General features: G+C 58.7%; 29 protein-coding genes, 2 tRNA genes and 3 pseudogenes. 14 read left to right on the top strand and 20 right to left on the bottom strand.

Annotated features, from left to right (window positions below; genetic code table 11):
• Positions 1-232: 232 nt before the first annotated feature.
• The 4 genes from ASC74_RS04340 (at position 233) to ASC74_RS04355 (ending at position 4,853) form a co-directional block, all read left to right on the top strand.
• Entirely contained in the window at positions 233-2,248 is a 2,016-nt protein-coding gene (locus ASC74_RS04340) for a ribonucleoside triphosphate reductase (protein ID WP_056739489.1), read from the top strand.
• A 32-nt stretch (positions 2,249-2,280) separates the two neighbouring features.
• Positions 2,281-2,448: an anaerobic ribonucleoside-triphosphate reductase gene (nrdD, locus tag ASC74_RS32355; protein WP_008153595.1), complete on the top strand. Its 168-nt coding sequence runs from the start codon at positions 2,281-2,283 to the stop codon at positions 2,446-2,448.
• A complete protein-coding gene (locus tag ASC74_RS04350; protein ID WP_056739492.1) occupies positions 2,445-3,140 on the top strand; it encodes an anaerobic ribonucleoside-triphosphate reductase activating protein in 696 nt (231 codons plus the stop codon). The genes nrdD and ASC74_RS04350 overlap by 4 nt, the downstream gene beginning before the upstream one ends.
• A gap of 93 nt (positions 3,141-3,233) precedes the next feature.
• Positions 3,234-4,853: a methyl-accepting chemotaxis protein gene (locus ASC74_RS04355; protein ID WP_056739494.1), complete on the top strand. Its 1,620-nt coding sequence runs from the start codon at positions 3,234-3,236 to the stop codon at positions 4,851-4,853.
• A 29-nt stretch (positions 4,854-4,882) separates the two neighbouring features.
• Here the strand turns inward: ASC74_RS04355 and ASC74_RS04360 are convergent, their stop codons facing one another.
• The 5 genes from ASC74_RS04360 to ASC74_RS04380 form a co-directional block, all read right to left on the bottom strand.
• Positions 4,883-6,262 carry a 4Fe-4S binding protein gene (locus ASC74_RS04360; RefSeq protein ID WP_056739495.1) on the bottom strand — a complete coding sequence of 460 codons (1,380 nt, stop codon included), beginning with the start codon at positions 6,260-6,262 and terminating at the stop codon, positions 4,883-4,885.
• Entirely contained in the window at positions 6,250-7,104 is an 855-nt protein-coding gene (locus ASC74_RS04365) for an FTR1 family iron permease (RefSeq protein WP_056739497.1), read from the bottom strand. The genes ASC74_RS04360 and ASC74_RS04365 overlap by 13 nt, the downstream gene beginning before the upstream one ends.
• Positions 7,105-7,126: 22 nt before the next feature.
• Positions 7,127-7,459 (bottom strand): cupredoxin domain-containing protein, encoded by a 333-nt coding sequence (locus ASC74_RS04370; protein WP_056739499.1) that lies wholly within the window; start codon positions 7,457-7,459, stop codon positions 7,127-7,129.
• A complete protein-coding gene (locus ASC74_RS04375; RefSeq protein ID WP_008153602.1) occupies positions 7,460-7,990 on the bottom strand; it encodes an iron transporter in 531 nt (176 codons plus the stop codon).
• Positions 7,991-8,083: 93 nt separating this feature from the next.
• Entirely contained in the window at positions 8,084-8,431 is a 348-nt protein-coding gene (locus ASC74_RS04380; RefSeq protein ID WP_056739501.1) for a hypothetical protein, read from the bottom strand.
• A 170-nt stretch (positions 8,432-8,601) separates the two neighbouring features.
• Between ASC74_RS04380 and ASC74_RS30780 the strand changes: the two genes are divergently transcribed.
• From ASC74_RS30780 to ASC74_RS04410, 6 genes and pseudogenes are all read left to right on the top strand, one after another.
• On the top strand, positions 8,602-8,823 hold the full coding sequence (locus tag ASC74_RS30780) for a DUF3079 domain-containing protein (RefSeq protein ID WP_033055179.1): 222 nt from the start codon (positions 8,602-8,604) through the stop codon (positions 8,821-8,823).
• Positions 8,824-9,027: 204 nt separating this feature from the next.
• A tRNA-Cys gene (locus tag ASC74_RS04390) sits at positions 9,028-9,101 on the top strand.
• A 195-nt stretch (positions 9,102-9,296) separates the two neighbouring features.
• A tRNA-Leu gene (locus ASC74_RS04395) sits at positions 9,297-9,383 on the top strand.
• Between the two features lie 172 nt (positions 9,384-9,555).
• On the top strand, positions 9,556-10,878 hold the full coding sequence (locus ASC74_RS04400; protein ID WP_056739505.1) for a tyrosine-type recombinase/integrase: 1,323 nt from the start codon (positions 9,556-9,558) through the stop codon (positions 10,876-10,878).
• A gap of 531 nt (positions 10,879-11,409) precedes the next feature.
• Positions 11,410-11,658, top strand: a complete 249-nt coding sequence (locus ASC74_RS04405; protein ID WP_056739507.1) for a hypothetical protein — start codon at positions 11,410-11,412, stop codon at positions 11,656-11,658.
• A gap of 21 nt (positions 11,659-11,679) precedes the next feature.
• Positions 11,680-11,916: pseudogene (locus ASC74_RS04410) on the top strand (tripartite tricarboxylate transporter permease); the annotation flags it as partial.
• A 134-nt stretch (positions 11,917-12,050) separates the two neighbouring features.
• Here the strand turns inward: ASC74_RS04410 and grxC are convergent.
• Both grxC and ASC74_RS04420 read right to left on the bottom strand, forming a co-directional pair.
• Entirely contained in the window at positions 12,051-12,302 is a 252-nt protein-coding gene (grxC, locus tag ASC74_RS04415) for a glutaredoxin 3 (RefSeq protein ID WP_056739511.1), read from the bottom strand.
• Between the two features lie 27 nt (positions 12,303-12,329).
• The gene (locus ASC74_RS04420) at positions 12,330-12,848 is read right to left on the bottom strand and encodes a carboxymuconolactone decarboxylase family protein (protein WP_056739513.1); all 519 of its coding nucleotides are present in this window, start codon (positions 12,846-12,848) and stop codon (positions 12,330-12,332) included.
• A gap of 132 nt (positions 12,849-12,980) precedes the next feature.
• Here ASC74_RS04420 and ASC74_RS04425 point away from each other — a divergent pair, with 132 nt between their 5' ends.
• Both ASC74_RS04425 and ASC74_RS32445 read left to right on the top strand, forming a co-directional pair.
• Entirely contained in the window at positions 12,981-13,793 is an 813-nt protein-coding gene (locus tag ASC74_RS04425; RefSeq protein ID WP_056739515.1) for an AraC family transcriptional regulator, read from the top strand.
• A gap of 6 nt (positions 13,794-13,799) precedes the next feature.
• The gene (locus ASC74_RS32445; RefSeq protein ID WP_330219776.1) at positions 13,800-13,943 is read left to right on the top strand and encodes a DUF488 family protein, N3 subclade; all 144 of its coding nucleotides are present in this window, start codon (positions 13,800-13,802) and stop codon (positions 13,941-13,943) included.
• Positions 13,944-14,141: 198 nt separating this feature from the next.
• On the opposite strand, the pseudogene ASC74_RS04430 reads toward ASC74_RS32445, so the two are convergent.
• Positions 14,142-14,444 (bottom strand): annotated as a pseudogene (locus tag ASC74_RS04430) (IS5/IS1182 family transposase); the annotation flags it as partial.
• A gap of 275 nt (positions 14,445-14,719) precedes the next feature.
• On the opposite strand from ASC74_RS04430, the pseudogene ASC74_RS04435 reads away from it, so the two are divergent.
• Positions 14,720-15,343: pseudogene (locus ASC74_RS04435) on the top strand (GlxA family transcriptional regulator); the annotation flags it as partial.
• A gap of 423 nt (positions 15,344-15,766) precedes the next feature.
• Entirely contained in the window at positions 15,767-16,870 is a 1,104-nt protein-coding gene (locus tag ASC74_RS04440; RefSeq protein WP_056739519.1) for a GlxA family transcriptional regulator, read from the top strand.
• A 123-nt stretch (positions 16,871-16,993) separates the two neighbouring features.
• Here the strand turns inward: ASC74_RS04440 and ASC74_RS04445 are convergent, their stop codons facing one another.
• From ASC74_RS04445 to ASC74_RS04500, 12 genes are all read right to left on the bottom strand, one after another.
• Complete coding sequence (locus ASC74_RS04445) at positions 16,994-17,818, bottom strand: DUF4198 domain-containing protein (RefSeq protein WP_056739521.1); 825 nt, start codon at positions 17,816-17,818, stop codon at positions 16,994-16,996.
• Positions 17,819-17,826: 8 nt separating this feature from the next.
• Complete coding sequence (locus ASC74_RS04450) at positions 17,827-18,150, bottom strand: hypothetical protein (protein ID WP_056739522.1); 324 nt, start codon at positions 18,148-18,150, stop codon at positions 17,827-17,829.
• 29 nt (positions 18,151-18,179) lie between these two features.
• On the bottom strand, positions 18,180-19,193 hold the full coding sequence (locus ASC74_RS04455; RefSeq protein ID WP_156400790.1) for a metal ABC transporter solute-binding protein, Zn/Mn family: 1,014 nt from the start codon (positions 19,191-19,193) through the stop codon (positions 18,180-18,182).
• Complete coding sequence (locus ASC74_RS04460; protein ID WP_056739525.1) at positions 19,190-20,095, bottom strand: metal ABC transporter permease; 906 nt, start codon at positions 20,093-20,095, stop codon at positions 19,190-19,192. Before ASC74_RS04460 ends, ASC74_RS04455 begins: the two co-directional genes overlap by 4 nt.
• Complete coding sequence (locus tag ASC74_RS04465) at positions 20,092-20,772, bottom strand: metal ABC transporter ATP-binding protein (protein WP_082555765.1); 681 nt, start codon at positions 20,770-20,772, stop codon at positions 20,092-20,094. Before ASC74_RS04465 ends, ASC74_RS04460 begins: the two co-directional genes overlap by 4 nt.
• Positions 20,773-20,786: 14 nt before the next feature.
• Positions 20,787-21,719 (bottom strand): metal ABC transporter solute-binding protein, Zn/Mn family, encoded by a 933-nt coding sequence (locus tag ASC74_RS04470; RefSeq protein ID WP_056739528.1) that lies wholly within the window; start codon positions 21,717-21,719, stop codon positions 20,787-20,789.
• The gene (locus ASC74_RS04475) at positions 21,716-22,573 is read right to left on the bottom strand and encodes a DUF6162 family protein (protein WP_442965762.1); all 858 of its coding nucleotides are present in this window, start codon (positions 22,571-22,573) and stop codon (positions 21,716-21,718) included. The genes ASC74_RS04470 and ASC74_RS04475 overlap by 4 nt, the downstream gene beginning before the upstream one ends.
• Positions 22,465-22,953: a DUF6644 family protein gene (locus tag ASC74_RS04480; protein ID WP_056739530.1), complete on the bottom strand. Its 489-nt coding sequence runs from the start codon at positions 22,951-22,953 to the stop codon at positions 22,465-22,467. The genes ASC74_RS04475 and ASC74_RS04480 overlap by 109 nt, the downstream gene beginning before the upstream one ends.
• A 32-nt stretch (positions 22,954-22,985) precedes the next feature.
• Positions 22,986-23,474, bottom strand: coding sequence for a DUF6644 family protein (locus ASC74_RS04485; RefSeq protein ID WP_056739533.1), 489 nt, complete (start codon positions 23,472-23,474; stop codon positions 22,986-22,988).
• 21 nt (positions 23,475-23,495) lie between these two features.
• On the bottom strand, positions 23,496-25,004 hold the full coding sequence (locus ASC74_RS04490; RefSeq protein ID WP_082555759.1) for an alpha/beta hydrolase domain-containing protein: 1,509 nt from the start codon (positions 25,002-25,004) through the stop codon (positions 23,496-23,498).
• A 32-nt stretch (positions 25,005-25,036) separates the two neighbouring features.
• Positions 25,037-25,819: a hypothetical protein gene (locus ASC74_RS04495; RefSeq protein ID WP_056739535.1), complete on the bottom strand. Its 783-nt coding sequence runs from the start codon at positions 25,817-25,819 to the stop codon at positions 25,037-25,039.
• 66 nt (positions 25,820-25,885) lie between these two features.
• Positions 25,886-26,278 (bottom strand): DUF6152 family protein, encoded by a 393-nt coding sequence (locus tag ASC74_RS04500; protein ID WP_056739537.1) that lies wholly within the window; start codon positions 26,276-26,278, stop codon positions 25,886-25,888.
• Positions 26,279-26,442: the final 164 nt, after the last annotated feature.

Consider the following 26,442-nt stretch of genomic DNA (forward strand, 5'->3'; position numbering starts at 1 on the left):
GTGGGAGCGGGCTTGCTCGCGAAGGCGGAGTGTCAGTCGACATCAATGTTGACTGGTAAACCGCCTTCGCGAGCAAGCCCGCTCCCACATTAGATCTTCGCCGAAATCCAGCATTTTTTTTGCCGGCAAATCTTGATATCGATCAATTGCAGATCAGCACTTTGTCCGTAGCCTTCACTGCATGTTGTGGTTTTAAGTTTGTTTAAGTCTATATGTAGTGTCTGGAGGCCAAATGCAGAGCACGCTGATCGCAGTAGGATGTAACCGCTTGCACAAACGCGATGGCAGTCAGGTCGCCTTCGATGCCGACAAAATCCGTCAGGCATTGATCGCCGCCGGCAAGGCGACGGGGGAGTACGGCGAGGTTGAGGTTGAAGGCTTGCTTCAGGCGGTATTGGCCAGGCTCGAAGGATTGCCGAGGTTGCATGTCGAGCAAATCCAGGACCGTGTTGAACGGGTGTTGATGGACGCCGGATATTTCCTCGCCATGCGCGCCTACATCGTCTACCGCGAACAGCACGGGCGCTTGCGCCGCGACCGTCGGACCATGGTCGAAGTGGCGACCTCGATGAACGAGTACCTGGACCGTGAAGACTGGCGGGTCCAGGCCAACGCCAATCAGGGTTACTCCCTGGGCGGCCTGGTGTTGAACGTGTCGGGCAAGGTCACCGCCAACTACTGGCTGGACGAGGTGTACAGCGAGGCCATCGGCCAGGCTCACCGCGAAGCGGATTTGCATGTGCACGACCTCGACATGCTCGCCGGTTACTGCGCCGGCTGGTCGCTGCGCACCCTGTTGCACGAAGGGCTCAATGGCGTGCCGGGGCGTGTCGAAGCCGGTCCGCCGAAGCACTTGAGCAGTGCCCTGGGGCAGATGGTGAATTTTCTCGGCACCCTGCAAAACGAATGGGCCGGCGCCCAGGCGTTCAGCTCGTTCGACACCTACCTGGCGCCCTATGTGCGCAAGGATCAGCTGAGCTTTCAGGAGGTGCGCCAGGCGATCCAGGAGTTCATCTACAACCTCAACGTGCCCTCGCGCTGGGGCACCCAGACGCCGTTCACCAACCTGACTTTCGACTGGGTGTGCCCGCAGGATTTGCGTGAGCAGATACCCGTCATCGGCGGTGAGGAAATGCCGTTTGCCTATGGCGACCTGCAAGTCGAAATGGAGCTGCTCAACCGCGCTTACATCGAGGTGATGCAGGCCGGTGATGCGAAAGGGCGGGTGTTCACCTTTCCGATCCCGACCTACAACATCACCCATGACTTTCCATGGGACAGTGAAAACGCCGACCGGCTGTTCGAGATGACTGCGCGTTACGGCCTGCCGTATTTCCAGAATTTCCTCAATTCGGACCTGCAGCCCAATCAGGTGCGCTCGATGTGCTGCCGCTTGCAACTAGATGTGCGCGAGTTGCTCAAGCGGGGCGGCGGCTTGTTCGGCTCGGCGGAGCAGACCGGATCGCTCGGCGTCGTCACCATCAACTGCGCGCGGCTGGGCTATGTGTTCAAGGGTGATACCAGCGGTTTGCTGCAGCGCCTGGACACGTTGATGGAATTGGCGATGGAAAGCCTGGAGGTCAAGCGCAAGGTGATTCAGCACCACATGGATGCCGGTTTGTACCCGTACACCAAGCGATACCTCGGCACCCTGCGTAACCACTTTTCGACCATCGGCCTCAACGGCATGCATGAAATGCTGCGCAATTTCACCGGCGACGAGGAGGGCATGCACACCGAGCAGGGCCGCCAGTTTGCCTTGAAGATGCTCGATCATGTGCGTGCCACGTTGCTGCGTTTCCAGGAAGAAACCGGCCACATGTACAACCTGGAAGCGACGCCCGCCGAGGGCACGACCTACCGCTTCGCCAAGGAAGACCTCAAGCGCTACCCCGAGATTCTCCAGGCTGGCAGCGTGCAAGCGCCGTATTACACCAACTCCTCGCAACTGCCCGTGGGCTACACCGAAGACCCCTTCGAGGCCCTCGAACTTCAAGACGAACTGCAATGCAAATACACCGGCGGCACCGTCTTGCACCTGTACATGGCCGAGCGGATTTCCTCGACCGAGGCCTGCAAGCAACTGGTGCGCAAAGCCCTTGGCCGCTTCCGCCTGCCATACCTGACCGTGACCCCGACGTTCTCCATCTGCCCGGTGCACGGCTACCTCGATGGCGAGCACGAGTTCTGCCCCAAGTGCGACGAAGCACTGCTGCTGCAAGAACAGAAGCTCGGCACCGTTCATTGATTTCGATCCACTCAACTGCAAGGAGCTTCACCATGACTGCATCGCAAACATTACCCCAGGCTCAACGTCAACGCTGCGAAGTCTGGACCCGGGTAATGGGCTATCACCGCCCTGTGTCGGCGTTCAATCCGGGTAAACAGTCGGAGCACCGCGAGCGGGTGCACTTCACTGAAGGCGCGGCATTGGCCGGGCGCCAATGAGTCGAACGCTTCGGGTCGGGGGCATGGTGCCCCTGACCACTATCGACTATCCGGGACAGCTCGCCTGTGTGCTGTTTTGCCAGGGTTGCGCCTGGCGTTGTCGTTACTGCCATAACCCGCAGTTGATCCCGCCTCGTGGCACAGACGAGGTGGATTGGCGGCGGGTGTTGGCGTTTCTGCAACGGCGTCAGGACCTGCTCGATGCGGTGGTGTTCAGTGGCGGAGAGCCGACCTTGCAGGACGGTTTGCTCGGTGCCATGGATGAGGTGCGGGCGATGGGATTTCGCATCGGTTTGCACAGCGCCGGCATCAAACCCTTGGCGTTCGCCAAGGCACTGACCGGGGCCGATTGGGTCGGTTTCGATGTCAAGGCGTTGCCTGAGGATTGCCAGGCGATCACCCGGGTCGAGGGCAGCGGAACGGCCAACTGGCGCAGCCTTGAGCATCTGCTGGCCAGCGGTGTCGACTACGAGTGTCGCACCACCGTGCATTGGCATCTGTTCGAGCCGGCGCGTCTGCTGATCCTCGCCAAGCGCTTGAGCGAACTCGGCGTCAAACGCTTCGCCGTGCAACTGGTGCGCACCGAGCGAATGTTCGATCCGCTGCTGCCGAGTGTTTCGGCACAAGCCTTGCTACCTGAGCTGTGGGAGGCCATGCGCGAGTTGTTTCCAGCCTTCGTGTTACGGGGGTAACCGAGGCTGAGGTTTTACGTTTAGCAGGGACATCCAACATTAGGTTTTCAAATGCGCTGCCAATCGGCAGGTATCAAACGGGAAGCATTTGATATGGCCAAATTAACGACAGCACAACGTATCGTCATCGGCTTTGCCATCGCGCCGTTGGCATTGATGGGCATGGCGTTTTACGCGTTGCACGATCTGGCAACGCTCAAGGAGCAGGCGGTAGTCATCGTCAAGCAGGACTGGCCGAAGATCGATCCGATCATGGTCATTGCCACCGGCGTGCGCGATAACGCCAGGAACACCCGGGATCTACTGATCGATAAAGACAATCAGCAAGTGCAGCAGTCGATCGACACCACCAAGAAACGGATTACTCAGGCGCTCGAAACGCTTGAGCCGTTGTTCTATTTGCCCGAGGGCAAAACCGCTTATGCCGCGCTGAAGAAGAATCGCGAAGCCTACGTGGCGGCGTTCACTCAAGTGCAGGTGTTGATCCGGCAAGGGGCCTTCGATGACGCCATGGCACAGCTGAAACTAAAGGTCGTGCCGGCTGAACACGAGGTTTACAGCAGCCTGGATCAGTTGATGGTGCTGCAAGGCAAAATATTCGCCGACCGTGAACAGGCGGCGCAGGAACTGTACAGCGATGCCCGGCGCAATATGCTCGGATTGTTTGTGTTCTGTGTGGCGTTGGTCATCGCCGCGGCGGTGATCGTCACGCGCAGTGTGACCCGTCCATTGGGCGGCGAGCCGGATGATGCTGCACGGTTTTTAAGTCAGATCGCTCAAGGCGACCTGACGATTCAGGTGCCCGTGAACTCAAGTGTCGGCGGCAGCGTGATGATGAACATGCATCAGATGCAGCAAAGTCTGAATGCCATGGTCAAGCACATCGCAACGTCGGTGGACCAGGTGGCCAGTTCCTCCGAAGAGCTCAGTGCGGTCAGCAGCCAGACCAGCAGCAACCTGCAATTGCAGGGGCTGGAGATCGAGCAGGCGGCCACCGCTGTGAACCAGATGACCGCGGCGGTCGATGAAGTGGCGCGCAATGCGGTGAGCACCTCCGAGGCCTCCAAGCAATCCGAGCAAACCGCACAGCGCGGGCGTGAACAGGTTCAGGAAACCGTGGTTTCAATCGGCGCACTGGCGGATGGCGTCACCGACACCTCACAGCGCATCGAGCAACTGGCGGGCCGGGTGCAGGACATCAGCAAGGTGCTGGACGTGATTCGCAGCATCGCCGAGCAGACCAATTTGCTGGCCCTCAACGCGGCCATTGAAGCGGCCCGAGCCGGGGACGCCGGACGCGGTTTTGCGGTGGTCGCCGATGAAGTGCGCGCCCTGGCGCATCGCACTCAGGAGTCCACCCAGGAAATCGAGCAGATGATTGGCAACATTCGTCTCGATACCGGCCATGCGGTGACGGCCATGCAAAGCAGCAGCAACCTGGTGCGGGCCACCCTTGAAGTGGCGCAACGCTCGGGCGATGCATTGGACGAAATCACGCGGTCGATCTCACAGATCAACGAGCGCAACCTGATGATTGCCAGTGCCACGGAGGAGCAGGCATTGGTGGCGCGGGAGGTGGATCGCAATCTGATGGGGATTCGCAATTTGTCCGAGCAGGTCTTGCTGGGGGCCCAACATACTCACACTGCGGGTCACGATTTGGCGCAGATGGCCGGGGCGCTGCACCAGACGGTGGCGCGTTTTAAGGTCTAGTTGATCCGGTGGGTGGTTGTGTCGGGGGCTCAGGCCCAGCCCCAGAATTGCAACCACCAGCCACATCCAACCGTCCCGATGGCCAGTAACAGGCAAGCGCTGCCCAACCCGTGCCGCGCCAGGGAAAGGCCTTCGCGGTCAAGCCGCTTCCAACCCAGCAGCAGGCTCCAGCCCATCGCGGCCAATAACAGACAAGCCCTGACCGGTTGTACCCATTCCAGCAGCAGACCTTCATAGCGCAGCAATTTCACCGTTGTGGCCGACAGCCCGAGAAACAATCCCGCACCACCCAAGGGCGTGAGTGTCAGCGCCAGGGGCCAATACAGTGCAGGATCTTGCGCCAGTCGAGCCGTCAGGCGCAGAAGGATCATCAACGCCGTGCCCAACACCATCGAGCTCAAACCCAGATAAACGACGATGCTGAAACCGTCGAGCCAACTGAAGCTGTCGTTGAGCTGCGGGTAATGGGTCAGCAGCCACCAGGGCGCGTTGTCCTGCAATGCCCAGAGTTGGTCGTGCTCGACCAGCCATTGGGCGAGGGTTTGTTTGAGGGCGACGAACCATGGGCTGACTGTCCACTGAAACGCGCCCATGGCCAGGCCGATCACGCCGAACAGCAATAGGCGCGCGTCCCACGGTGACAGCGTCGGCACCGTCGCGTGAAGAATCTCTTGATTGCTGGAGCGAGCGATCAGCTGAACAGCGCCGCGTTGGCCGCTGCAACGTCCGCAGGCATGGCAGTCACTGGCGCCTTGCATGCGACGGATATCGAGCAAGGGAGCGCAGTTGGGCGGCGGCAGGCGTGGTGCGGAGTTATCCATCCAGCGTTGTTCGTCGACCTGGAAATGCACGGGCGCCAGGCGGGCGAGCAGGGCGAAGACGCCGCTGACCGGGCACAGGTAACGGCACCAGACGCGCTTGCCCCGGGCGAACAGCAGCCCGACGACGACTGCGGCGACAGTCGAACCGCCCAGAATCAACAGCGCCGCCTGGGCGTAGTCATAAACGCTGATCAACTGGCCGTAGAGGGTCGTCAGGCAGAACGCCAGCGTTGGCCAGCCGCCCCAGCGCAACCAGCGCGGCACACCCAACCCTTTGCCGTAATGGCTGGCCCATTCGCTGAGTGAGCCTTCCGGACAGAGAACGCCACACCAGAGTCGTCCGAACAGCACGATCGACAGCAGCACGAACGGCCACCAAACGCCCCAGAACAGAAACTGCGCGAACAGGGTCAGGTTATCGAGCATCCGTGCCTGGCTGTCCGGCAGCGGCAATACCGCCGGGATCACCAACAGCAACGCGTAGAACAATACGACGACCCACTGCACGGCACGAATGACGGGAGCATGGCGACGCATGCCATTGCCCAGGGACTGCAGCCATCGATTGAGGCGACTCAGCTCAGGCATGGGACTTTTTCCGTAGCACGTTGACGCAGCCAACCGCCGACGGCCAGCCAATAACCTGCCAGCACCAGTAACGTCATGCCACTGGGTGTCGCGCGATAACCAGCAAAACCCGCGAGAAAACCACCCAACCCATGGCTGTCGCTGAGTAAGGCGCTGCTGTCCCAAAGCGCATCACCCGCGAGGCGGTACATCACTTCCGGTAAATCCATCGCGAGTAATTGACCGCCAATTCGCTCGGTGCCGCTGACCAGCAATGCCGCGCCGAGTACCAGCAAAATCGCTTCGCTGATGGCAAAGAATCGCTGCCAAGAAATGAACCGGCGACTGCTGTGCAGCAGGGCAATGGTCAGCGCCGACAGCACCAGCCCCATTGCGCCGCCGATGGCAAACAAACCGAGCTGCGGACCTCGCAACTGGGCACCGGCGCCATAGAGAAAGACCACCGTTTCACTGCCTTCGCGGCTGACGGCGAGCATGGCCAGCAGTAACAGGCCTGCGCCACCTTGCCGGGCCAGGTGGCTATCGGCGTGTCGTTGCAAATCGTGCTTGAGCGTACGCCCGTGGCGGTGCATCCAGCCGACCATTTGCACAATGAGCAGGCTGGCCACCAGCGCGAGTGCGGCCTGGAACCATTCACTGGCGGAGCCGCTCATGGCCTCACCGGCAAACAGAATCAACACCGCCAGCAGGCCCGAAAGCATCAACCCCAGCACGACGCCTGCCCACAAGTATTTCGCCAGTCGATCGCCCTGATGCTGCTGGCTGACCCAGGCCTGAAGAATGCCGATCACCAGCAGCGCCTCGACGCTTTCGCGCCAGACAATGAACATTGATTGATTCATGAAAACTCCGTGTTTGAACGGGTTATTTCGCGAGGATGCCGCCCTCGGGCAATTGCGGATTGAACTCGTCGAAGAAGGGGTAGTGACCGGGCCTGAGGGGATGAATCACTACGAAAGTCGTCACGCCCGGCGACAGTACTTTTTCAACCCGCAACGGTGTGCTCTCGAACTCTGCGGGCCCTTGGCCGATATTTTTCAGGATGATCTTGAAGCGCTGTCCGGCCGGAACCTCCAGCAAGGCGGGGGAGAAGTGGCCATCGCGCAGGCTCAGCTCGTAGCTGGGTAACTCGGCATACGCCGTCAATGGCAGCACCGCTCCGGCAAACATCAGCCAGGCAATCTGCAGGCGCTTCATTTAATAGCCGCCTTTTTTACCGATGCCGGCGTAGATGAACTCGTAGTGCAATTCGCAGCGTTCAAACCAGGGGGCTACGCCGGTTTCCTTATCGGTATGGCGGCCGAGGGATCCATGACCGCCGGGTGGCAGGACGGTGAAGGTCAGCTGATATTTGCCTGGACCGAGCAGCTTTACGTTGTCGCCATAGTGCGGACCGTCATTGGCGACCATGGCGTGGAAATCGCCTTTGAGTTCGTTCTCGTTGCCCTGTTTTTTCAGGTTGAACGAGACATTGAGGTAAGGCACGAAACTGCCTTCCTGAAAGCCCTGTCGATTGTCCGCCGTGGCACGAATGTCGGCTTCCAGATGCACATCGGAATCCGCGGTGGCCCGCATCATTCCGGCAGGCGCCATCTCGATCGGCTGCAAATACACCGCCCCGACTTCCAGCCCCGGACACAACTGGGGTTCCCCGATCGGGTATTCCTTGGCCTGAGCCAACGGTGTGAGCAAGAGCAGGGCGAGTGACAGCGAAAAGGTCGTACGCATGATGTCTTCCTGGGCACTAACGAGTAAGAGCTCGAGTGTAGGAAGCTTTCCTGCGAACAATAATGATTGTTATCAAGTTTCCAGCGATTAAGCCTATGGCTGGGAACGCTTTCGAAACCGCTCGGCGCGGTCGACGCTGTCGCTCATCTGCGCAGCCGCGTGAATCGTCAGAGGATGCTGGGTGAAGCCGGGCCGGGGTGAAATGTAGGCGGCCATTTCGCGGGCGACGGCTAACTGCTGATCCGAACCTTGCGTCAGTAACGCGATGACCAGGTTTTCCAGGGCAATCACCCGGACACGAAGGTGGACCAGTTCTGCATTGGTCAATTCGGGGGGAGAGGAAAATGCTTCAGCGTGGAGTGATTTTTCCGCGCCCTCATCATCCCAGGTCGACAATCGGACAGGGCTTTGGTCTCCGGCAGGTGTTTTTTTACCAGGCATAAGAAGCTTCTCCAGGTGTTTTTAGGTGGCTGCCCAAGGACCGGAAAACGCTATGCCGTAGCCGAGTTCCCGGCAGGACAAGCTTAGCCGCACCTTGATCCGTATCAAGGTCACCTTTACGCGAGCGATGTAGGTTGGAGGCACATCCTAGAGGCAAACCGGGGATCGACATGGCCAAGAACTTTCCCATCAGCCCCAAACATCCCGAGCGCATTTGCTGGGGCTGCGACAGATACTGTCCAGCCAATTCCCTGGCGTGCGGCAATGGCTCCGACAGGACAATGCATCCAGCCGAAATGATCGGAGACGATTGGTATTTGCATGGCGACTGGGGCATTGAACCGTTGATCGCAGTAGAAGACGTAACGGACGATCCCGGCCTGAAGGGTTGAATAACCCCCTTGAAACATGGAAACCACCTGACGGAATTTTTTTTGAAATCAAGGGGTTGCCAGCCTCGGGAAATCAGTACATAATTCACGCCATCGAAAGCACTGACCGCTGAAAAAGCTCAATGTTTTCAAGGAGTTAGATCACGTATCTGATTCCAAGTTTGTACGCGTTTGATGTTGTGCTACATGACATCCGATGCTTGAGGCCGAGTAGCAAAATGGTTATGCAGTGGATTGCAAATCCACCTACGCCGGTTCGATTCCGACCTCGGCCTCCACTTTAAACGAGCTCCGTAGATCTATGATTTACGGAGCTTTTTTATTTGCACTGTCCTGCAAGATTTTGTCTTGAAAAGGTCAGTCGCGAACTTGCTTCACCAGAGCGGGATGTATATATTTCCCCCTCTGCTGCACAGGCGTCAGAACTGCCAGATCGTTATTTGACAGTCTTCAGACTGCTTCACCGCGCTACCGCCCGAATGGCGAAACTGGTAGACGCATGGGACTTAAAATCCCCCGCTCGTAAGGGCGTGCCGGTTCGATTCCGGCTTCGGGCACCATCTTGCATTCCACTGAGCGCTTTTGAGTTCTTTGGAAGCCTTGAAAAACCTGCCTTCTGGCGGGTTTTTTCGTTTTAGCATTCCGTCGGAATCTTGCCCATTCTTCTGGAATCCAGTCATTTAGAGGGTAAAGTTAGGGGTAGTCTTTGGTTCGATTAAGGATAGTACCCTTATGTCGCGCACAACTGCTCCGCTTACCGACGCTGCTTGCCGTTTAGCCAAGCCAACAGACCGTCCCTACAAGCTTTTCGACGGCGACGGTCTCTATCTCCTAATCCAACCCAATGGCCGTAAAGGCTGGCGTCTCAGGTACGTAAAGCCTGACGGCCGGGAGGGGTTGACCTCCCTCGGCAGCTATCCTGTGATTGGCCTTGCCGATGCGCGCCAGAAGCGTTTAGATGCGAAGCGGATGCTCGCAGACGGTATTGATCCCGTTGAGAACAAGCGTAAAGCCAAAACGGAAAATGCTGTCAACGGCCGTACCTTTGAAAGCGTTGCGTTGGACTGGCACAAGAACATGTCGGCCAGATGGACACCCGACCATTCCAAGAATGTGTTGAACCGTCTGAATAACTATGTTTTCCCGTTTATCGGTGCTCGCGCGATTGCTGATCTCGATACTTATGATCTGATGCAACCTTTGGAGGCGATCAGAAAACGAGGAACGATTGACGTCGCCTTAAGGGTACAAAGATATCTGCAAAGTATTATGCGTGAGGCAAAACGCCTTCGTCTTATTCCGATAAACCCTGCGTACGATCTTCAGGGTTTGATCAAAGCGCCGCGAGTCTCCCATCGGCCTGCATTGCCCCTGTCACGCCTGCCTGAATTGCTGGCACGAATCAATGCTTACAAGGGCCGAGAGCTGACCCGGCTAACGCTCATGCTCTCGCTGCACGTGTTTGTTCGCTCGAGTGAGTTACGTTTCGCTCGTTGGTGTGAGTTCGACCTCAAGCGTTGCGTATGGGAGATCCCGGATACTCGGCCGGAGCTGGAGGACGTACGCCATTCAACACGGGGGACGAAAATGGCGGGCGATGTTCATCTTGTGCCTTTATCGCCGCAAGTTGTGGCCGTGCTTGAACAGATCCACACCCTCACTGGCACATTCGATCTGGTATTTGCCGGTGATGCTAGGGCCTGGAAGCCGATGTCAGAAAACACCGTGAACAAAGCGTTGCGCACCATGGGGTACGACACGAAGACAGATATTTGTGGTCACGGATTCCGCTCAATGGCCTGTAGCGCACTGATCGAGTCAGGTCTGTGGTCTGAGACGGCCATCGAAAGGCAAATGAGTCATAGAGAGCGCAACAGTGTTAGAGCCGCCTACATTCACAAAGCAGAGTTTATTGAAGAGCGTCGGTTGATCATGAACTGGTGGAGCCGGTACCTTACGGCGAATCTTCGTGAGCATGTCACGCCTCATGAATTTGGGAATCAGGCCGGCCGGAATGCCACACGATTAAACGTCAAACGTGGTGCGATGAAGTAGGCGTGCCGCGAATGCTTCATAGGGGGGGCTAAAGATTGTTCGCCCTCAATCTGGAAAGTTTTGCTGCTCCCTCGTGTGCCGTGCTCCGGGGCTCAGCACTGAGATGTTAACTTCGAGCAGTGACTACGGACGCACCACCATGCTTGAGTGTTTCTAATGAGCGTTCATTTTTCTTCGATAAGCCGCTGGATATCTGAAGTTCAGGAGCCGCTTGAAGTACTGGGAGACACTTGCAAAATGATGGTTAGCATCTGATTTCTAAGGGCTGATGATTGCGATACGCTGCCATTTAGTCGGATTTTTTATTGCGCAGTAGACACCGTCTGCCGGACTTAACAGGTCTGGCTCGTTTGAATTACGAATATAATCCGCAGCGGTTATTCCTCCTTCGAGCTGGTCTGAAAAGCCGGAGTAACTGGCCATGTAAAGAGACTTATTTTTTATGAGGTACTCGAATTTGAGGGGGAGTTAAATATCTTCTGACTACGATGTCGTCCGGGATATCAGTTTCTATCATGAGGCGTCCTGCTGATGATGGAATTAGGATTCTCAATCGTCGCCGCGGTGCTGAAGCACCAGCTTGGCCAGGCCCTGGCGGATGTACCCCTCGTTTTTGCCAATGGCCTTCAGGGCACCACGGATGTTCTCACCGGTCACTGCATGGCGTCGGCGCTTTCAAAAACGGCGAAGATCAGGGTGAGGGTCCCCGTTGCGCGTACCCTAAAAGCGCCCACCAATGTTCCGGTCGAGCGATCAGTTCCAGGCGATAAGCTGCGCTGAACCGGGCAAAAGCCACCTGTCTGGGGCGGGATGTTGATGCGCCGTTTCGATTTTCCCGGTGGCGCCGGTGATCGTCGGCATGCTGCTGGGCCGATGGCCGAGAAGCAATTGCGCAACGCCTTATCCATCAGCGAAGGCGACTGGACGATATTTTTGACGCAACCGATCGCGGTGTTTTTCATGGCCCTGACATTATTGGTGCTGGTGGTGCCGTACCAGCTGCACAAGCGTGGCATCAAGTTGCACGAAGACGACTGAGCGCTGCAAATATCTGTCAGTCAAACCCAATCCCTGTGGGAGCGGGCTTGCCCGCGAAGGCGTCGGCACATTCAGCATAGGGGTAGTTGATGTACCATTTCGCAAGCAGACACACTCCCACAGTGGCATTGCGCTCAAGCCAGCATCGACATCAACCCTCCCTGACGATCCAGCTTGGCCAGGTCATCGAAGCCGCCAATATGCATGTCGCCGATGAAAATCTGCGGCAAACTGCGTCGGCCGCTGCGGTTGAGCATTTCCTCAAGCTTGTCGGGTTCGCGCTGAATGTTGATCTCCTGCATTGTCACGCCTTTGCTGGCCAGCAGTGATTTGGCGCTGCGGCAGTAAGGGCAGGTGTCGGTGGTGTAAAGGGTCACAGTGTTCATGCTCGTATTCTCCGCAGCGGGTGGGTATCAGGCGTCGATGGTCGGGAAGTCGATATCGGTCAGGGCGACGTTGTTCAAGTAGTTGGTCAGAGTCTGCGAGGCCACGTGGGCAATCACTTCGATGATCTTCGCGTCATCGATACCGGCGGCGCGGGCCGCGGCGATCTGCTCGCCGCTCAAGTGACCACGGCTTTCGGTGATCTGCCGGGCGAGCAGGGCATAGGCGTCGAGCTGGCCGACCCGGGCGCTGCGGATCTCTTGGCCGGAGAGCCCGGCCTTGCTGGCAAACAGCGTGTGTGCCGCCAGGCAGTAATCGCAGCCGTTGACCTGTGAGGTGGCGAGGAAGATCGCTTCCTTCTGCGTGGCGCTCAGGGATGTCTTGCCCAGGGCCGCCGAGTTTTGCAGGTACGAAGCCAGCACGGCGGGGGCGTGGGCCAGTACCCGGAAAACGTTGGGCAGGAAACCGATTTTCTTCTGTACGCCTTCCAGCAATGGGCGGGTGGCGTCGGTGGCGTGTTCGAGGCTGACAGGGATGATGCGAGTCATGGTGATGCTCCGTGGTTGAGCGCGGCAGGCGCTGGGTACGGAGTTCATGCTATGGATTCGAGCTGGTTAATTGGATGCAAATCGTCGACGATATGCGACAGATCGTCCAGAACTGCTCCCGGGAGTTTCCCTATGGATCGCCTATCCACCTTGCTCACCCATTTTGGCGTCAACGCTGGCACCTTTCACAGCGGCACGTTTTGCGGCTCTACGGCCTTCGACGGCAGCCAGGCCTGCGGTCATGTGCACTTGCTGCAAGCCGGCGAAGTCGTGCTGAAACTGGCCGATCAGCCAGAGCAGCGCCTCCGCGAGCCGACGCTGATCTTTTTCCCCAGGCCGTACCGCCATCGCCTGAGCGCCTCGCAAGCCTCCGCCACTCAACTGGTATGTGCATCCCTGAGTTTCGATGGCGGCTCGGGCAACGCCCTGGCAGCAGCGCTGCCGGAATTTCTGGTGCTCAAGCTCGATGAAATCCCGACCCTGGCCAGCACCCTGCAATGGTTGTTCGACGAAGCCTTCCAGGGCACTTGTGGTCGTGAAGCGGTGATGGACCGGCTGTTCGAACTGGTGGTGATTCTGTTGCTACGGCACATCCTCAGCACACGCAATCAGCAACCGGGCATGATGGCCGGCCTCGCCGATCCGCGCCTGGCACGGCCCTTGAGCCTGATGCACGAAGCCCCCGGCAAGCCCTGGAGCGTGGCCGAACTGTCGACACTGGCCAACATGTCGCGGGCCAGCTTCGCCGAACACTTCAAACGCGTGGTCGGCCAGGCGCCAGTGGATTATCTGGTGAGCTGGCGAATCAGCCTGGCGCAGAAACGCCTGCGCGAAGGCAAACCGATCGCCCTGATCGCCGAAGAAGTCGGCTACGAAAGCCCGTCGGCACTGGCCCGGGCGTTCCGCCGCAAGACCGGAGTCAGCCCGCGAGAGTGGAGGGGGTGAGATGTGATGATCCAGTGCAAAAGTGTAGGCGAACCTGCCACGCCTGAAGACGGGCGGCGGATTCTGGTGGATCGTCAGTGGCCGTCAGATTGTCCCAGGGATTCGTTGGCGTTGGATGCCTGGTTGCCCCGACGTTGCGCCGTCAGCTGATGTGCACCAGGCGTTAGCGCAAAGCGCACTGGAGGCAACACCCATAGCTGCCGGTCAGCAAAGGCTGAAATTGGCCGCTCTCTGCCGCTCGTTCTGTGCGTGTATTGGTCAACCGGATGCAAACGGTGGTCACCACGAACGCAACTGCCTGTTCAGTAGCAATGCAATTTGTTGGTCATGTGCGATGCAATTACGCATAAGCCGCTCTGCTTTGGCCTCGGCCACTTCGGGCCTTGCCCGATCCGCCGAATCCAACGCCGCCAGATATCGATCAATGCTCTGCTCGATCTGCTGCATGCGTGCCTTCACCTTGCCCTGAGTGAAGTTGCGGTCGCGATTATTGACGGCTTTGAATTTGCTGTCGTCGATGGCGATGATTGATTGAGAGAAGAGATTAAGGTTACGGCATAGCACCACGAATTGTCGGCAGACGCTGCGAATGGCTTTGCCGTTGTCTTTGCGAAAGTCGGAGATGTTTTTGAAATCCGGAAAAAAAGACCCGCAAGCGGGCCTAAAAAGCAGTTCTATTAGTCACATGAAACTGTTTCAGCTTCTTACTCCTCAGATGCCACCAGTCGCACACCTTTACGCGTGACCTGCTGCCCGACTTCAAAACTCGCATTGGGTGAGCGCACCGTACTAATCTCGCCTTGCGCGTTTTTTACTTCATAAGCGGTTTCAGACTAGCCAATGCCTGCTTGCACCGCACTGCCGGCGAAAAAACCGCCAGTTGCGCCGACTAACGCACCAATCGGGCCGCCTGCCGCGCCAACCATGACCGAGACCGCTTCACCAGCTCGGGTGGAACCGCGCCAATGGACATGATGCTGCACCTGATCAGTCGCGATCATGGTCATGAACTGTCAGCGGCCATCTCCGATATGTTCGTCTACGAGCGAATCCGCAACGAGCAGGATCATCAACGAGTGCCCCTCAAGCACATGCTCGGTACCAACCAACCGAAGTTGCAGGAAATCATCGCCTTGATGGAGGCCAATCTTGAAGAACCGATCGACCTCGACGAACTGGCGAATTATGTTGGTTTGTCCCGTCGACAGCTGGAACGGTTATTCCAGAAATACCTGCATTCCTCACCATCGCGCTACTACCTCAAGCTGCGCCTGATCCGCGCGCGTCAGTTGCTCAAGCAAACGCCGATTTCGATTGTAGAGTTGTCGGTGGTGTGTGGCTTTGTGTCCACCCCCCATTTCTCAAAGTGCTATCGCGAGTATTTCGGCATCCCACCCAGCGACGAGCGCTTGGCGGCGCAAACGCTAACGCAACCGCAAGTGACAGCAAGATCGATTGCACAGGCGTTGCCATTGGCAAGGCCGATGAGTTTGCTGGATCAGGCACGTGATGAGTCAACATTCGCAAGTATCAAACTTTTGAAGCCCTGAACAATCCGGGTGATCAATTCATCACTCCAAATAATCAGCGAAAAAACCCCATAAACATGTCTGTTTCCAAAGTTTCCATTGTTATGACGTTTTGTTGTAACCGGCGTTGCAATGTTCAAAAAAACGGCTGTGCCTATCGGTAACAAGCAAGTTCTCGTTTCCAGGTGTCCTCCATGACTGCTACCAAATTGCTCGCTTGTGATTAGCAAGCGCACCAGAATGGCCATTTTTGCTTTTGACCTTCGCCCTTACGACCCTCCATATAGAAGCATCGACATGTCGTTTTTTGAATTGATTGGAAGTCTATTCAACTGCGGCGTGATTTTTGCCTTAAAATTATAAGTAGTCCGGCCTATTTTGGACGGGCAATAAAAAGAGCCTGCGCCTGAGGCCATTACCTGTTTGGGGTGAGGAGTTACTGTAATGACGACCTTCAACTCCGGGGCAAAGCCCCAGAACCGTGCGCCTCAATCCATCGGCTTTTTACTGTTGGACAATTTCACACTGATTTCTCTGGCTTCCGCGGTGGAGCCTTTGCGCATGGCTAACCAATTGTCCGGTCGCGAGCTGTATCGCTGGACGACCCTCACTGCCGACGGAAGCAAAGTCCTGGCCAGCGACGGCTTGCAGATCACCCCTGACACCTCGATGCAGAACGCGCCTGCCATGGACACCATCTTTGTCTGCGGCGGTGTCGGTATTCAACGCTCCGTAACCCGCGCGCATGTATCGTGGCTACAGAGTCAGGCGCGTCAGTCCAAGCGCCTGGGCGCGGTGTGCACCGGCAGCTGGGCGCTGGCGTGCGCCGGTCTGCTGGATGGTTATGATTGCAGTGTTCACTGGGAGTTTCTGGCGTCCATGCAGGAAGCCTTCCCGCGAGTGGTTGTAAGTACGCGACTGTTCACCCTGGACCGGAACCGTTTCACCAGCTCCGGTGGCACCGCGCCGCTGGACATGATGCTGCACTTGATCAGCCGCGATCACGGCCGTGAACTGTCGGCGGCGATTTCGGAGATGTTCGTCTACGAGCGCATCCGCAACGAGCAGGATCACCAGCGTGTTCCGCTCAAGCACATGCTTGGAACCAACCAGCCAAAGTTGCAGGAAATCGTGGCGCTGATGGACGCCAACCTCGAAGAACCGATCGACCTCGACGAACTGGCAGTTTTTGTCACCGTGTCGCGGCGTCAGCTGGAGCGGTTGTTTCAGAAATACCTGCACTGCTCACCGTCCCGCTATTACTTGAAACTGCGCCTGATCCGCGCGCGGCAACTGCTCAAGCAAACGCCGATGTCGATCATCGAAGTTGCGTCGGTGTGTGGCTTCGTCTCCACGCCGCACTTCTCCAAGTGCTACCGCGAGTACTACGGCATTCCGCCCCGCGACGAGCGTGTCGGTTCCAACACGACGGAACAAGTGGCAATGATGACGCTGCCGCAAGCGCTGGTGCTGTCCTCATTGTCCGGCCCGTTGTCAGCGCTCGGCCAGGCTCGCAACGAATCAACTTTTGCCAGCGTTCGAATATAGAGCGATGGCCAGCACCGAAGCACGCAGCATGACGAGATCGTGATCTGCGTCTCTGCATGAATGCTGGCCCGATTGAGGGGAAGGGTTGCCGTGGACCAAGCACCGCCCCCCCGATGGCTTCTGTCATTTCATGTCTCTGGCCTGCACCCACAGCACTGCGTCTTGCGACAGGGGTTTGCCCTTATGGGTTTTTGTTGTGCCGATGTCGAGCGCTGCAATGCCCCACCAGCCGGCCCGGGGCAGTCCGATGGTCACGATGCCCTGAGAGTCGGTGTACGTGCTCAGGGCTTTGAATGAAGCTTGAGGTGCCGTTACATAGTCTTGCTGGCCGAAAGCGTTCTTCTCGATATCGACGGAATGGTTGACGTATTCGATTTCGATCTCGGCAAACGGAACGGGCTTGCCGTCGGCCAGCACCAAGGCGCGGAACACTCCGCCCGTCCAGTTTGCATAAGGCTTGCTGAGTGGCTGGATCTCAACCGGCAAGCCTTGTGGTTCAGCCCAGTTGCCGGGTAATCCGCCCACGTTCACGATCAGCTTGGTGAACTGTTGGATGTAGACATCTTCCTCGGTTTCCAGGTAGGGCTCGGGTTCGAGTACGAAGATATGGTCACCCAGTGAGCGCACCAACTCCCGTGGAATCGACGCACGATAGGCAGTCGTTCGGTTATCACGACTTTGCCACTGGACAGGGCGTAAGTATTTGCGCAGATCGATTTTTTCCCCGCCGTGCGAGCTGGTGTGGCTGAAGGCGCGAGGTTCATCCATGTTCATGGTGGGGCCGCCGGAGAAGGGATGCGTGAACACTAGTGCGAACTCCAGTTTATCCGCGCGCGGCAGCGCCGTTTCCTCGACGTAGAGCATCTGGAAGTGGGCCTGCGCAGCGCCGGCCAGGCAGGTGAGCATCGCCGCGGCAAGACCTTGGAGCAGTTGTCTTTTGATTGTCATGGTCGCTTTCACTTTGAAATGTCGGAGGATTGAATTGTGGTTTCGTGACCCTCTCCGCCGAGGAAAATCACGGAGTAGTTGCCTGCCGGGGCCTGGAACGAATAGGTGCTGTCCTTGCCGACGTCGCCTTCGAGCAACACCTTGTTGCTCATGTCGCGAACATGGATTTTTCGGCCGGCGGCCGAGCTGCCGTCGGTGAAACCGGCCTCGCACTTCACCCAGTCATCGTGCTCGATGTAGCAGTCGAAAACGGGGCCATGGGCGAAGGCTGCCTGGCAGAACAAAAGGGCGCCTGCTATCAGTATCCGGTGTGCGGAACCTATGGGTTTCATAAGGACTGAAGCCTCTACTGTCGAGGTGATCATTGACGAGGCGAATGAACATCGCCGCTCGTATTGGTATTGCCTGTCTTTGCTTTATCAGGCGCGGGGAAAGCCGTCAGCAAGGCATCCAGGTTTGAACGCAGCAGTGCGTCGTACCCGGTGGCCGGGTCGGCGAGTATTCCCGGGTTGCCCGTGTCCAGGATCAGCAAGCGTGCGCCCCCGTCGTGAATGGCCTTGGCGATCTTTTCATCCGGCGCCCACTTGTGGACCACCACGCGAATGTCGTTCTCGCGCAGGTACTGGGTCAGTGCGGCGCGGTCGGTATCGCTCCAGTCGATGTCCTGTCGCACGAACCAGCCGTCGACAAAGACGCCGAACTCGCCAAACAGGTAGATGAACTCATTGGCCAGCGACAGTACGCGCAGATCCGGCACAGCCATCAGCCGGGCACCGTAGTTGGCCTTGAGCTGGCGCAATCGGCCTTCGATTGCGGTGAGGTTGCGCTCTATCCGAGGCGCATCGAAGGGGGACAGGCGTGCCAGGTCGGTAGCGATAATCGCCGACATGCGCATGGCGTTGACGGGGCCGAGCCAGGCGTACGGCGACAGTCCGCCATCGACGTCGCGTTCGGTTGCCCAGGGAACGTCGTTCGATGGCACGCGGGCCACGGCCACACCGGGCTTGACGGTGTCCCATGAGTGCGAGGCATCGATCTCGACGATTCGCAGATTGTGGCGACGTGCAGTGGTGTAAAGCGGATCCGCGCGCCAGAGGCTGCCCAGGGTAACCACGGCGGTGGCCTGCTGGAACACGGCGGGCTCCAGGCGCGACAGCGCGTTGGCCTGGCTTTCCATGGGCACGGCAGCGTCTGTCGGAAGGCGGACGACCTTGAGGGTCGTGCCGTCGCTGAGCGTCGAGGTGAGCGCATACACCGCTGGCAGTGCAACAAGCACCTGCTGCCTGCCAGTATCCGCGAAGGCAGAAAGCGGATTGCCCAGCACCAGTACCAGCATCGGTAGCCAGTGTCGACGTGACATCCAAAGCCATTTCATACGCTGGCACCTCTGAACCGGGACGCGGTAGCGCGGATGACGGTGGTGACGACGAACACCAGGGCGGCGACGATCACGATTGCGCCGCCTGTCGGTACGGGGATGTGGAATTGCATGGGTGCCAGGATGCCGACCACGCAGGAAAAGGTCGCGATCAGGATGGCGCGCACGACCAGCCCCGGGAGCGAATGGCTGATGTTGCGTGCTGCCGCGGCCGGTATGAGCAGAAGGGCTTCGACGAGCACTGCGCCGATGATTTTCAGGCAGGCTACCGTCACTAGAGTGACCAGTACGACAAACAGGTACTCGACGCTTCGCACTCGCACGCCGCGAGCATGCGCCAGGCTCGGATTGAGGCTGGCCAACAGCATGCCGTTGTACATCGGCAGTCCGAGCAGAGCACACGTCACCGTTACCACCAGCAGCACGTTCATGTCGGTGTAGTCGACCGCCAGGATGGAACCGAACAGCACGCTTTCCATCACGTGCGTGTTGATCTTCGCCGACACGAACAGCAGCAACGAGGCCCCGACCGCCAGCGAGATGGACAAAAACACGCCGATCAGCGTGTCATTGGCCAGCGTGGTGCGGTGCTGCGTGTACTTCAGCGTCAGGGCAAACAGCAGGCAGAAGCCGAACATTGAGAAGTAGGGTGAGGTGTAGGATTCACCGATCAGCACGCCAATGGCAACGCCGGTCATCGCCGCATTACCGACGGCCTGACTGAAGAACGCCATGCGCTTGATCATCACCATCGAGCCCAGCACGCCCAGCAGCGGTCCGATGAGCACTGCACAGAGCAGCGCATTGATCACGAACTCGTACTCGAACGGTTGCGGCAGGATGCCACTCGCGGCGAGCGCCTGGAGCTGGTTGCGAATCAATTCGTACAGGGCGCTCATTGGGTAGCCTCCAGAGGGTAGGCGACCTGGTCGGGCGAACCATGGAACAGCACCCTCCGGTTGATAACGGTCACCGATTGCGCGATACGCCTGACCTGTTCCAGGTCATGGTTGATCCAGAGGATGGTGACGCCGCGGCCGTTCAGCTCGGCCACCAGCGCCTCCACCAGACGCACACCCGGTTCGTCGATGCCGGCGGTCGGTTCGTCAAGGATCAGTAGCCAGGGCGCCGGGCTGATCGCCTGCGCCAGCAGCACTCGCTGACGCTGGCCACCGGACAGGCTGCCAAAAGGTTTTGCGCCCATTCCGGCCACGCCGGTGCACTCCAGCGCTTGGGCATTGGCCGCCTTGGCAGATCGGCTTGAGCCAAAGAAGGCCGGCCTGCGTTGACCGAGAAGGGCCATGATGTCGTTGACCGTCATCGGCACGTTGCGGTCGAAGTCCGGCAATTGCGGGACGTACCCCATGGGTGTCGTTACCTCGCCTTCGAACCGGACCGTCCCCGAATGCGGCATCTGGCCTAGCAGCGCACGCACCAGTGAAGTCTTGCCGCCGCCGTTCGGGCCTACCAGGCAGTGCAGCGCACCGGCTTCTACCCGGAAGCTCACTTTGTCGAGCACTTGCGTACCTCCCAGTTGCAGGGAGACGTTATCGAACACTATGGCGGGGCCGCGCATCGCTTGTTCCTCGTTCATCGCTGCGTAAACTCAACGGCTTCGGCCAAGGTCTCAAGGTTTTCGCGCATTGCCACCTCGAATTCGTCCGGGCTGTAGGTATTGCCGGTGATGTGAGACAGCGCGAACACCTTCACTCCGGTGGCTGCCTCGATAGGCTTAGCGAGGTCGAGGGAGAAATTCTTCTCGGCGAAAAGCACACGCACATTGGCCTTCTTGATAGCGTCGATGGTGGTGGCCAACTGGCGTGCAGTCGGCGCGACGCCGTGACGCGGCTCAATCACTGCACTCACGAACAGGCCGAACTCCTGCATCATGTAGTCGTAGCCCGCGTGCGTTGTCGCGCACCGGAACGAAGACAAATCCAGCGCGGCGAAACGGGTCATGAAGCCGGCCCGTAGCTCCCGGATACGTGCGGCATACGCCAGGGCGTTTTGTCGATACACCGCAGCGTTGTCCGGGTCCAGTTCCCCCAACCGGCGAGTGATCTCGAAGACCTGTTGTATCGCTGCCGTGGTGGATACGAAGGTATGCGGATTGACCACCTTGGCGCCGTCCTGGCCGCCGCCGATTGGAATGAGTGCAACCGAGGCATTGACCTGGATGATCGGCAGGGTCGCCCCGCGGCCAGCGGCCTTGATGATCTGGAAGGCCCATTCATCGTGTCCGATGCCGTTGACGACCAGAACATCGATATTCATCGCGCGGGTGATGTCATCGGGCTGCGGCTGGTAGTTGTGCGGATTCGCCTCCGCCGGGATGAGCGCAACGACCTCTGCCCGATCACCGACGATGTTTGCCACGAAGCTGTAGTAGGGATGCAGTGTGATGCCGATTTTTAGCTTCTTGCCCGAAGAGGGGGCCGGACTGGCAAGTGCGATGGTGGGTATCAGAAGCAATAACGCGATGCATCGGCGCCACAGTGCGCAGTGTTTCGTAGAGACGGTCATGGCTGAGTTCCTTTTACGCGTTCGACTTCGCTGGCCCCGTTGTAAGGGATGACCTGGCGCCAGCCATCGCCGACCAGCGACTCGGGCTTGACGATGCCAGGGTAGGGCGCGTTCGGGTCGCGGTGGACCCAGATCGTCGCTTGGTTGGCCCACATGACACCGGCATGTGCGTGACCGATGACGAGCAGGTAGGCGCTCTGGCCCGGCGCGCGGCCGCCGGAGCCGTAGTAGACCGTAGCGCCCTGGCCCTGCGTGGCTTGCGACACCTTGTTGGCGGTCTGGTCCGGCGGGGTGACAGGCGCGTCGACGTGCTCGTCGCCGGAAGCAGCATGGGGCTGGTGGGTGCCGGGCAGAATCAATTGCCAGTGCACCTCGCCATTGGTCTTCCAGAAGGCGTCGCGGTAGAAGGGCGGTAGAAAAATTATCTGGGCACGCTCCAGCGTGATCCAGCCGCCGGTATCGTTGTTGAACCAGATGATTTCTTCACCGGCTGGCAGCAGAGCACTATGAATCGCCTGATCGACCGCACCCAGGCCATCGAAGGAACGCACCTGCCAGCTCAAGGTTCTCGGTGGGCCGACTTTCTCGGGGCGCAGCGTTATATAGCCTGCCACGCTCGCGATGACTGCCAGGGCCGCAAGCAACAGTGCCAGCGATTCCCATCGACCGGATACCGGGCGCACCACCTTTGTGTGATCGCTGGGCATATCTGCACTGGATGCGCGACGCGGCGATAGGCGAGCCATCAGAGAAATGCGATCCAGCGGCCGAGGAGCACCACACCCGCCCATAATGCCAACGAGCTGAACCCCGCAACTCGCGCCTGGCTGGGAGGCGTTAGCGTTGTGTCCCATTCGGCAATGCGGCGAAAGACGCCCAAATGGAATATCCCCATGTTGAGACCCGCCAGCATTAACAGACCCATCTTGCACAGGAATGCGGTGTTCTCGGCATAGGTCGTGGCATTGGCGGCGAACATGAGCAGGCCGGTGATCACGCAAGCCACGAAAGCGACCCAGGTGAACGGCAGTAAATCTTGTATCAGCCGTAGCGCGCTGCGGCGATGAGAGGCAACGCCGAGCAGACGCAAATCCACGACGGCGATGGTCCCGAACACCAGGGCGATGCCGATCACATGCACCGATTCAAGGGCTGGAAAGGCGGAGCCCGACTCTCTTATGAAAGTGGCGACAGAGGTGTCCTGGAGCGCTTGTAGTGTTGGTTGAATGTCCATGGCGAATACCTCAGAGTTTTCGTTGAAAACGCTTAGATCGTGTAGGCGATCCAGCGACCGCAGAAGATCACGACGCACCACAAGCCGATTGACAGCCAGGCTGACGTCTTGACGAGACGGGACGCGTTACCACGTTGTGCATCGTCGGCAGGACGCAGCAGATGGCGCCGTAGAAGGGAGGTCAATGCGAACGCACTCACGACCAGCGCCATCTTCAGCCAGAAGGTCGTGTTGACGAGTACACGATCAGGCTCGGCGATGATCATGATCAATCCCGTGAACAGCAGGACGAGGAGTGCATAGCGCATCCACGGGTAGTAACGACGAATGACACCACGCAAGGGCTCGTCCGTGGCGAGCACACCCGCCAGCCGAAGATCGGAGATGACCGCAGAGCCGAAGAGCACGGTGATGGCCATGATATGAATGCTCTGGACGGTGGGTATGATCCAGAGAATGTCCCTGATGGCTGTGCTCAAAGGTGACGCATAGATCCAGGCAATGACGAGTGATGATGACATCTGCTGTTCTTCCAGATTGGGTTAGAAGTCTTGAGGTGTTGCGATCGAACGCAGGCCCGCCGCATCTTCTGGCAGTAGGTACCCTTCCTTGATCGAAACGGCTTTGGCGTCTTCGAATTTCTGTTCGTAGTTGCTGAAGCTTCCATAACGCTGGCGAAGCACGTCCTTGGAGTAAGGCACCTTGGTGTCGTAGATCAGGCCGCAGCCGGTCTCCTGATCCGTGAGGTAGGTTGCACTGGGCACCTGGATCCACGGCGGGCGAACTCCCCCTTGCAGGTTGCCGGTAGCGGGGTCGCGCGCCGCGGTCTTGCCATCGCGGGCGACCCGCGGAGCATTCGGCATGGGTTTGCCTTGGCGCACCCATTGGTCCATGCGATCCAGCAGCGACGAGACGATCAGCTCCGCCGGTTCGTCGTACAGCGTCCGGCATCGTGGGTCGTCGCCCTTGCCGACGTCGGCAGCGAACAGTTCGGTATGCTCCGTACCGAGGTCGGCCAGCCGCAGATGCGGCATGCCGGTCACTTCGTAGTAGCGAATCTGCGGGCTGTCGGTGTCCGGCGGCAGGTCGATGCCTTCGATCACGTCATGCATCAGTTCGGACTGGCTGTAGACGGTTACGAACGGAACGCCGTCGGGCGTATGGCGCGGTAGCCGGATGACGTCGCCGCCCACCTCTCCGTAGGCCATGCGGCCGGTCATGTAGGCATCGATCAGCGGCCTTGCGTCGGGCATGCGCCATTGCTGGTGCCGACCCTGGTCGAGGTAGTCCATCCAGACCTGCGCGGTCACGGCCCAGCTATTGACATAGACCCGTCGTACGTCGAGACCGGCCAGCGGGCTTTGCGCCGCATTGGTTTTCAGCAGCAACGCCAGTTGCGCCCCGATGCCCTGGGACTGTGGGGCGAACGGATCGGGCGCGGCACCGCGGGTGAAGTGTTCCGGGTCGTAATACGTGCCCAGCGGCGCGTAGCGTGCAAAGTCGAAGCGGCGCATGAACTCGAAGTTCACGATCCGACCGTACTGTGCGATCTGCTCGGCCTCGGCAGCCGGGGTGTCCGAGATGAACTTGGGATCGACTTGCGGCTTGTTCACATTCAGCGTGTAACCGACGTACGCGTAGCCGCGACGTAGCAAATAGTCGCGGGTCAGGATCCATCCCGCGGCGCGCTCGCCGAACCAGCTGAACGGCTCGATCACGACCGTGCCATTGAAGCGCGCGGGGTCAGCCGGTTTGCGTACCAGAATGCGTGTGGTGTAAGGCGCCTCCAGCAGGGTTTTGCCGGAGGCGGTAATGGCCGGGGCAACGCCTTGCAGGTAAAACTCCTCCTCGACGTAGCCGTACTTGTCGAGGTCGATGTGTTCGGTGCCCGGGCGTTTCGCCGACGAAAGCGGCAGCTGTCCGGAGGGTGGCACAGCGATCACCGTGGGCATGCGAGGCACTTCTGCGAACGCGGTCGACGTGACAAGCAGCGACAGCAGGACGCTTTTCAGCGTTGGTCGCAGGAGGCTGGTTGTTGTCAGTCTTTCCATTTGGTCAGCTCCGATGGCGATTAATGGCGACTTCACTCGAGACTGAGGGATGCCTTGCCCTCTTTATCGATCACGATTTGATTGTTCTCGCAGACATACTCTTGAATGGCGTAATTGGACCGCTTGTACTCGAACGTGAAGCGATACGGGACCTTGAGCACCTGTGAGTCCTCGATCACGACCTTGTTTTCCAGGTGGTCCGGCGCCGTCAGCCTGATGCGTTCCGTAATCTTCATGTCCGGACCGTGCGGAACGTCATAGAAGCGCACATCCGTTCGTACGCGCTGTGTCTCCACGACGAGCGTGTCGCCTTCCCAGTGGCCGCGTGAATGGCCTTGATATTTAGGATCCAGTTTTTCTTTTGGTGGCATCGCTTCGTTCAAGAGAATCCGGCGCACCTGCTGGAGATACTCGCCGAGGACGATCACTTGCTTGTCGTCGTGAATGATCTGGATCGGGAAAAGCGCCGCCATCAACGTTGGCATTCCCTCGGGCAGGCATCTCGAGCTCGTGGTGGCCAACGGCGTTCCGGCCTCGTTCGCCACGGCTTCTTTCTTCTTCAACTCGACGTATTCGTCGGCGTAGGGCGCCTTCAGGTCCATCGGTCCACCCGGGTGCACCGGATCGTCCGGGTTCTCACCGAACCAGTCGTCCGGGGTTCTTTCCCAAGTACCACTGATGTCGGGTCGTGTGCCCACGCTGTGTTTGTCGTTCAGAGGTTTCGACGGTGTGGCGCCGTTGCATATCCCGGCGACAGTCACGAGGGCGATGCCCAGGAAGATCATTGCCGTGTTCAGGGTTCGTGTCGGTTTCATTGAAACGCCTCCGTGCTGCTGGTCTGGTCTGTTCGGCTGGGTAGTCATGAAGCTGGGAGGGACTGCTTATCCACCGCCAGTGAGTACGACGTCACCGATCTTGATCTCCACGAGCAGTCCTCCTGGCTCACCGTTTTTCAACGGCTTGAAGGACACCTCTGCGTTGTCGCCAGCCTTGATCGACTCGGCGTTCCAGCCAGTGCGCTGTAACGCGTTGACACTGCCTGTCTCGATCTTGAATCGCTGGGTTGGGGGGCCGGGTGTATCGACGTAAATCGTGATGTGAGGGTTGGTCCAGGCGAAACGCTCGACGACACCCTTGATCGAGACCGTCTGGGTCTGGTTGAAAAGTGCGAACGAGTGGTGGGCACTGGCAACAGGTGCCAGGGCACTGCAGGCGAAGAGGGTCAGAAGACAAAGCCCCTGACGTAACAGCGGGGAGGGTGACAAAGGGGTCATGACGGGTGCCTCGGTTCTTATGGTTCTTATGGGCCCAGCATAGGGGGAGTGCGCTCAGAGGCCGTAGCCCAAAACGGCAACCATTCAAGGCACTGAGGATGTTTTGCAGCGGGGGAGGTATCGCGCGAAGGGATGAGCGGCCAGCCCCTTGAAAGTGCTGATTT

The organism is Pseudomonas sp. Root329, assembly GCF_001424925.1.
Classification (GTDB): Bacteria; Pseudomonadota; Gammaproteobacteria; order Pseudomonadales; family Pseudomonadaceae; genus Aquipseudomonas; species Aquipseudomonas arabinosi.

Coding starts and splice junctions, on each gene's coding strand:
- ASC74_RS04460 (WP_056739525.1), bottom strand. CDS start 20,095: ATGAGCGCCCTGTACGAATTGATTCGCAACCAGCTCCAGGCGCTCGCC.
- ASC74_RS04445 (WP_056739521.1), bottom strand. CDS start 17,818: ATGACAATCAAAAGACAACTGCTCCAAGGTCTTGCCGCGGCGATGCTC.
- ASC74_RS04370 (WP_056739499.1), bottom strand. CDS start 7,459: ATGAAGCGCCTGCAGATTGCCTGGCTGATGTTTGCCGGAGCGGTGCTG.
- ASC74_RS04485 (WP_056739533.1), bottom strand. CDS start 23,474: ATGTCATCATCACTCGTCATTGCCTGGATCTATGCGTCACCTTTGAGC.
- ASC74_RS30780 (WP_033055179.1), top strand. CDS start 8,602: ATGGCCAAGAACTTTCCCATCAGCCCCAAACATCCCGAGCGCATTTGC.
- ASC74_RS04405 (WP_056739507.1), top strand. CDS start 11,410: ATGATGGAATTAGGATTCTCAATCGTCGCCGCGGTGCTGAAGCACCAG.
- ASC74_RS04455 (WP_156400790.1), bottom strand. CDS start 19,193: ATGAAATGGCTTTGGATGTCACGTCGACACTGGCTACCGATGCTGGTA.
- ASC74_RS04380 (WP_056739501.1), bottom strand. CDS start 8,431: ATGCCTGGTAAAAAAACACCTGCCGGAGACCAAAGCCCTGTCCGATTG.
- ASC74_RS04425 (WP_056739515.1), top strand. CDS start 12,981: ATGGATCGCCTATCCACCTTGCTCACCCATTTTGGCGTCAACGCTGGC.
- ASC74_RS04365 (WP_056739497.1), bottom strand. CDS start 7,104: ATGAATCAATCAATGTTCATTGTCTGGCGCGAAAGCGTCGAGGCGCTG.
- nrdD (WP_008153595.1), top strand. CDS start 2,281: ATGACTGCATCGCAAACATTACCCCAGGCTCAACGTCAACGCTGCGAA.
- ASC74_RS04490 (WP_082555759.1), bottom strand. CDS start 25,004: ATGGAAAGACTGACAACAACCAGCCTCCTGCGACCAACGCTGAAAAGC.
- ASC74_RS04480 (WP_056739530.1), bottom strand. CDS start 22,953: ATGGACATTCAACCAACACTACAAGCGCTCCAGGACACCTCTGTCGCC.
- grxC (WP_056739511.1), bottom strand. CDS start 12,302: ATGAACACTGTGACCCTTTACACCACCGACACCTGCCCTTACTGCCGC.
- ASC74_RS04500 (WP_056739537.1), bottom strand. CDS start 26,278: ATGACCCCTTTGTCACCCTCCCCGCTGTTACGTCAGGGGCTTTGTCTT.
- ASC74_RS04420 (WP_056739513.1), bottom strand. CDS start 12,848: ATGACTCGCATCATCCCTGTCAGCCTCGAACACGCCACCGACGCCACC.
- ASC74_RS04355 (WP_056739494.1), top strand. CDS start 3,234: ATGGCCAAATTAACGACAGCACAACGTATCGTCATCGGCTTTGCCATC.
- ASC74_RS04400 (WP_056739505.1), top strand. CDS start 9,556: ATGTCGCGCACAACTGCTCCGCTTACCGACGCTGCTTGCCGTTTAGCC.
- ASC74_RS32445 (WP_330219776.1), top strand. CDS start 13,800: ATGATCCAGTGCAAAAGTGTAGGCGAACCTGCCACGCCTGAAGACGGG.
- ASC74_RS04340 (WP_056739489.1), top strand. CDS start 233: ATGCAGAGCACGCTGATCGCAGTAGGATGTAACCGCTTGCACAAACGC.
- ASC74_RS04470 (WP_056739528.1), bottom strand. CDS start 21,719: ATGACCGTCTCTACGAAACACTGCGCACTGTGGCGCCGATGCATCGCG.
- ASC74_RS04475 (WP_442965762.1), bottom strand. CDS start 22,573: ATGGGACACAACGCTAACGCCTCCCAGCCAGGCGCGAGTTGCGGGGTT.
- ASC74_RS04450 (WP_056739522.1), bottom strand. CDS start 18,150: ATGAAACCCATAGGTTCCGCACACCGGATACTGATAGCAGGCGCCCTT.
- ASC74_RS04465 (WP_082555765.1), bottom strand. CDS start 20,772: ATGCGCGGCCCCGCCATAGTGTTCGATAACGTCTCCCTGCAACTGGGA.
- ASC74_RS04350 (WP_056739492.1), top strand. CDS start 2,445: ATGAGTCGAACGCTTCGGGTCGGGGGCATGGTGCCCCTGACCACTATC.
- ASC74_RS04440 (WP_056739519.1), top strand. CDS start 15,767: ATGACGACCTTCAACTCCGGGGCAAAGCCCCAGAACCGTGCGCCTCAA.
- ASC74_RS04375 (WP_008153602.1), bottom strand. CDS start 7,990: ATGCGTACGACCTTTTCGCTGTCACTCGCCCTGCTCTTGCTCACACCG.
- ASC74_RS04360 (WP_056739495.1), bottom strand. CDS start 6,262: ATGCCTGAGCTGAGTCGCCTCAATCGATGGCTGCAGTCCCTGGGCAAT.
- ASC74_RS04495 (WP_056739535.1), bottom strand. CDS start 25,819: ATGAAACCGACACGAACCCTGAACACGGCAATGATCTTCCTGGGCATC.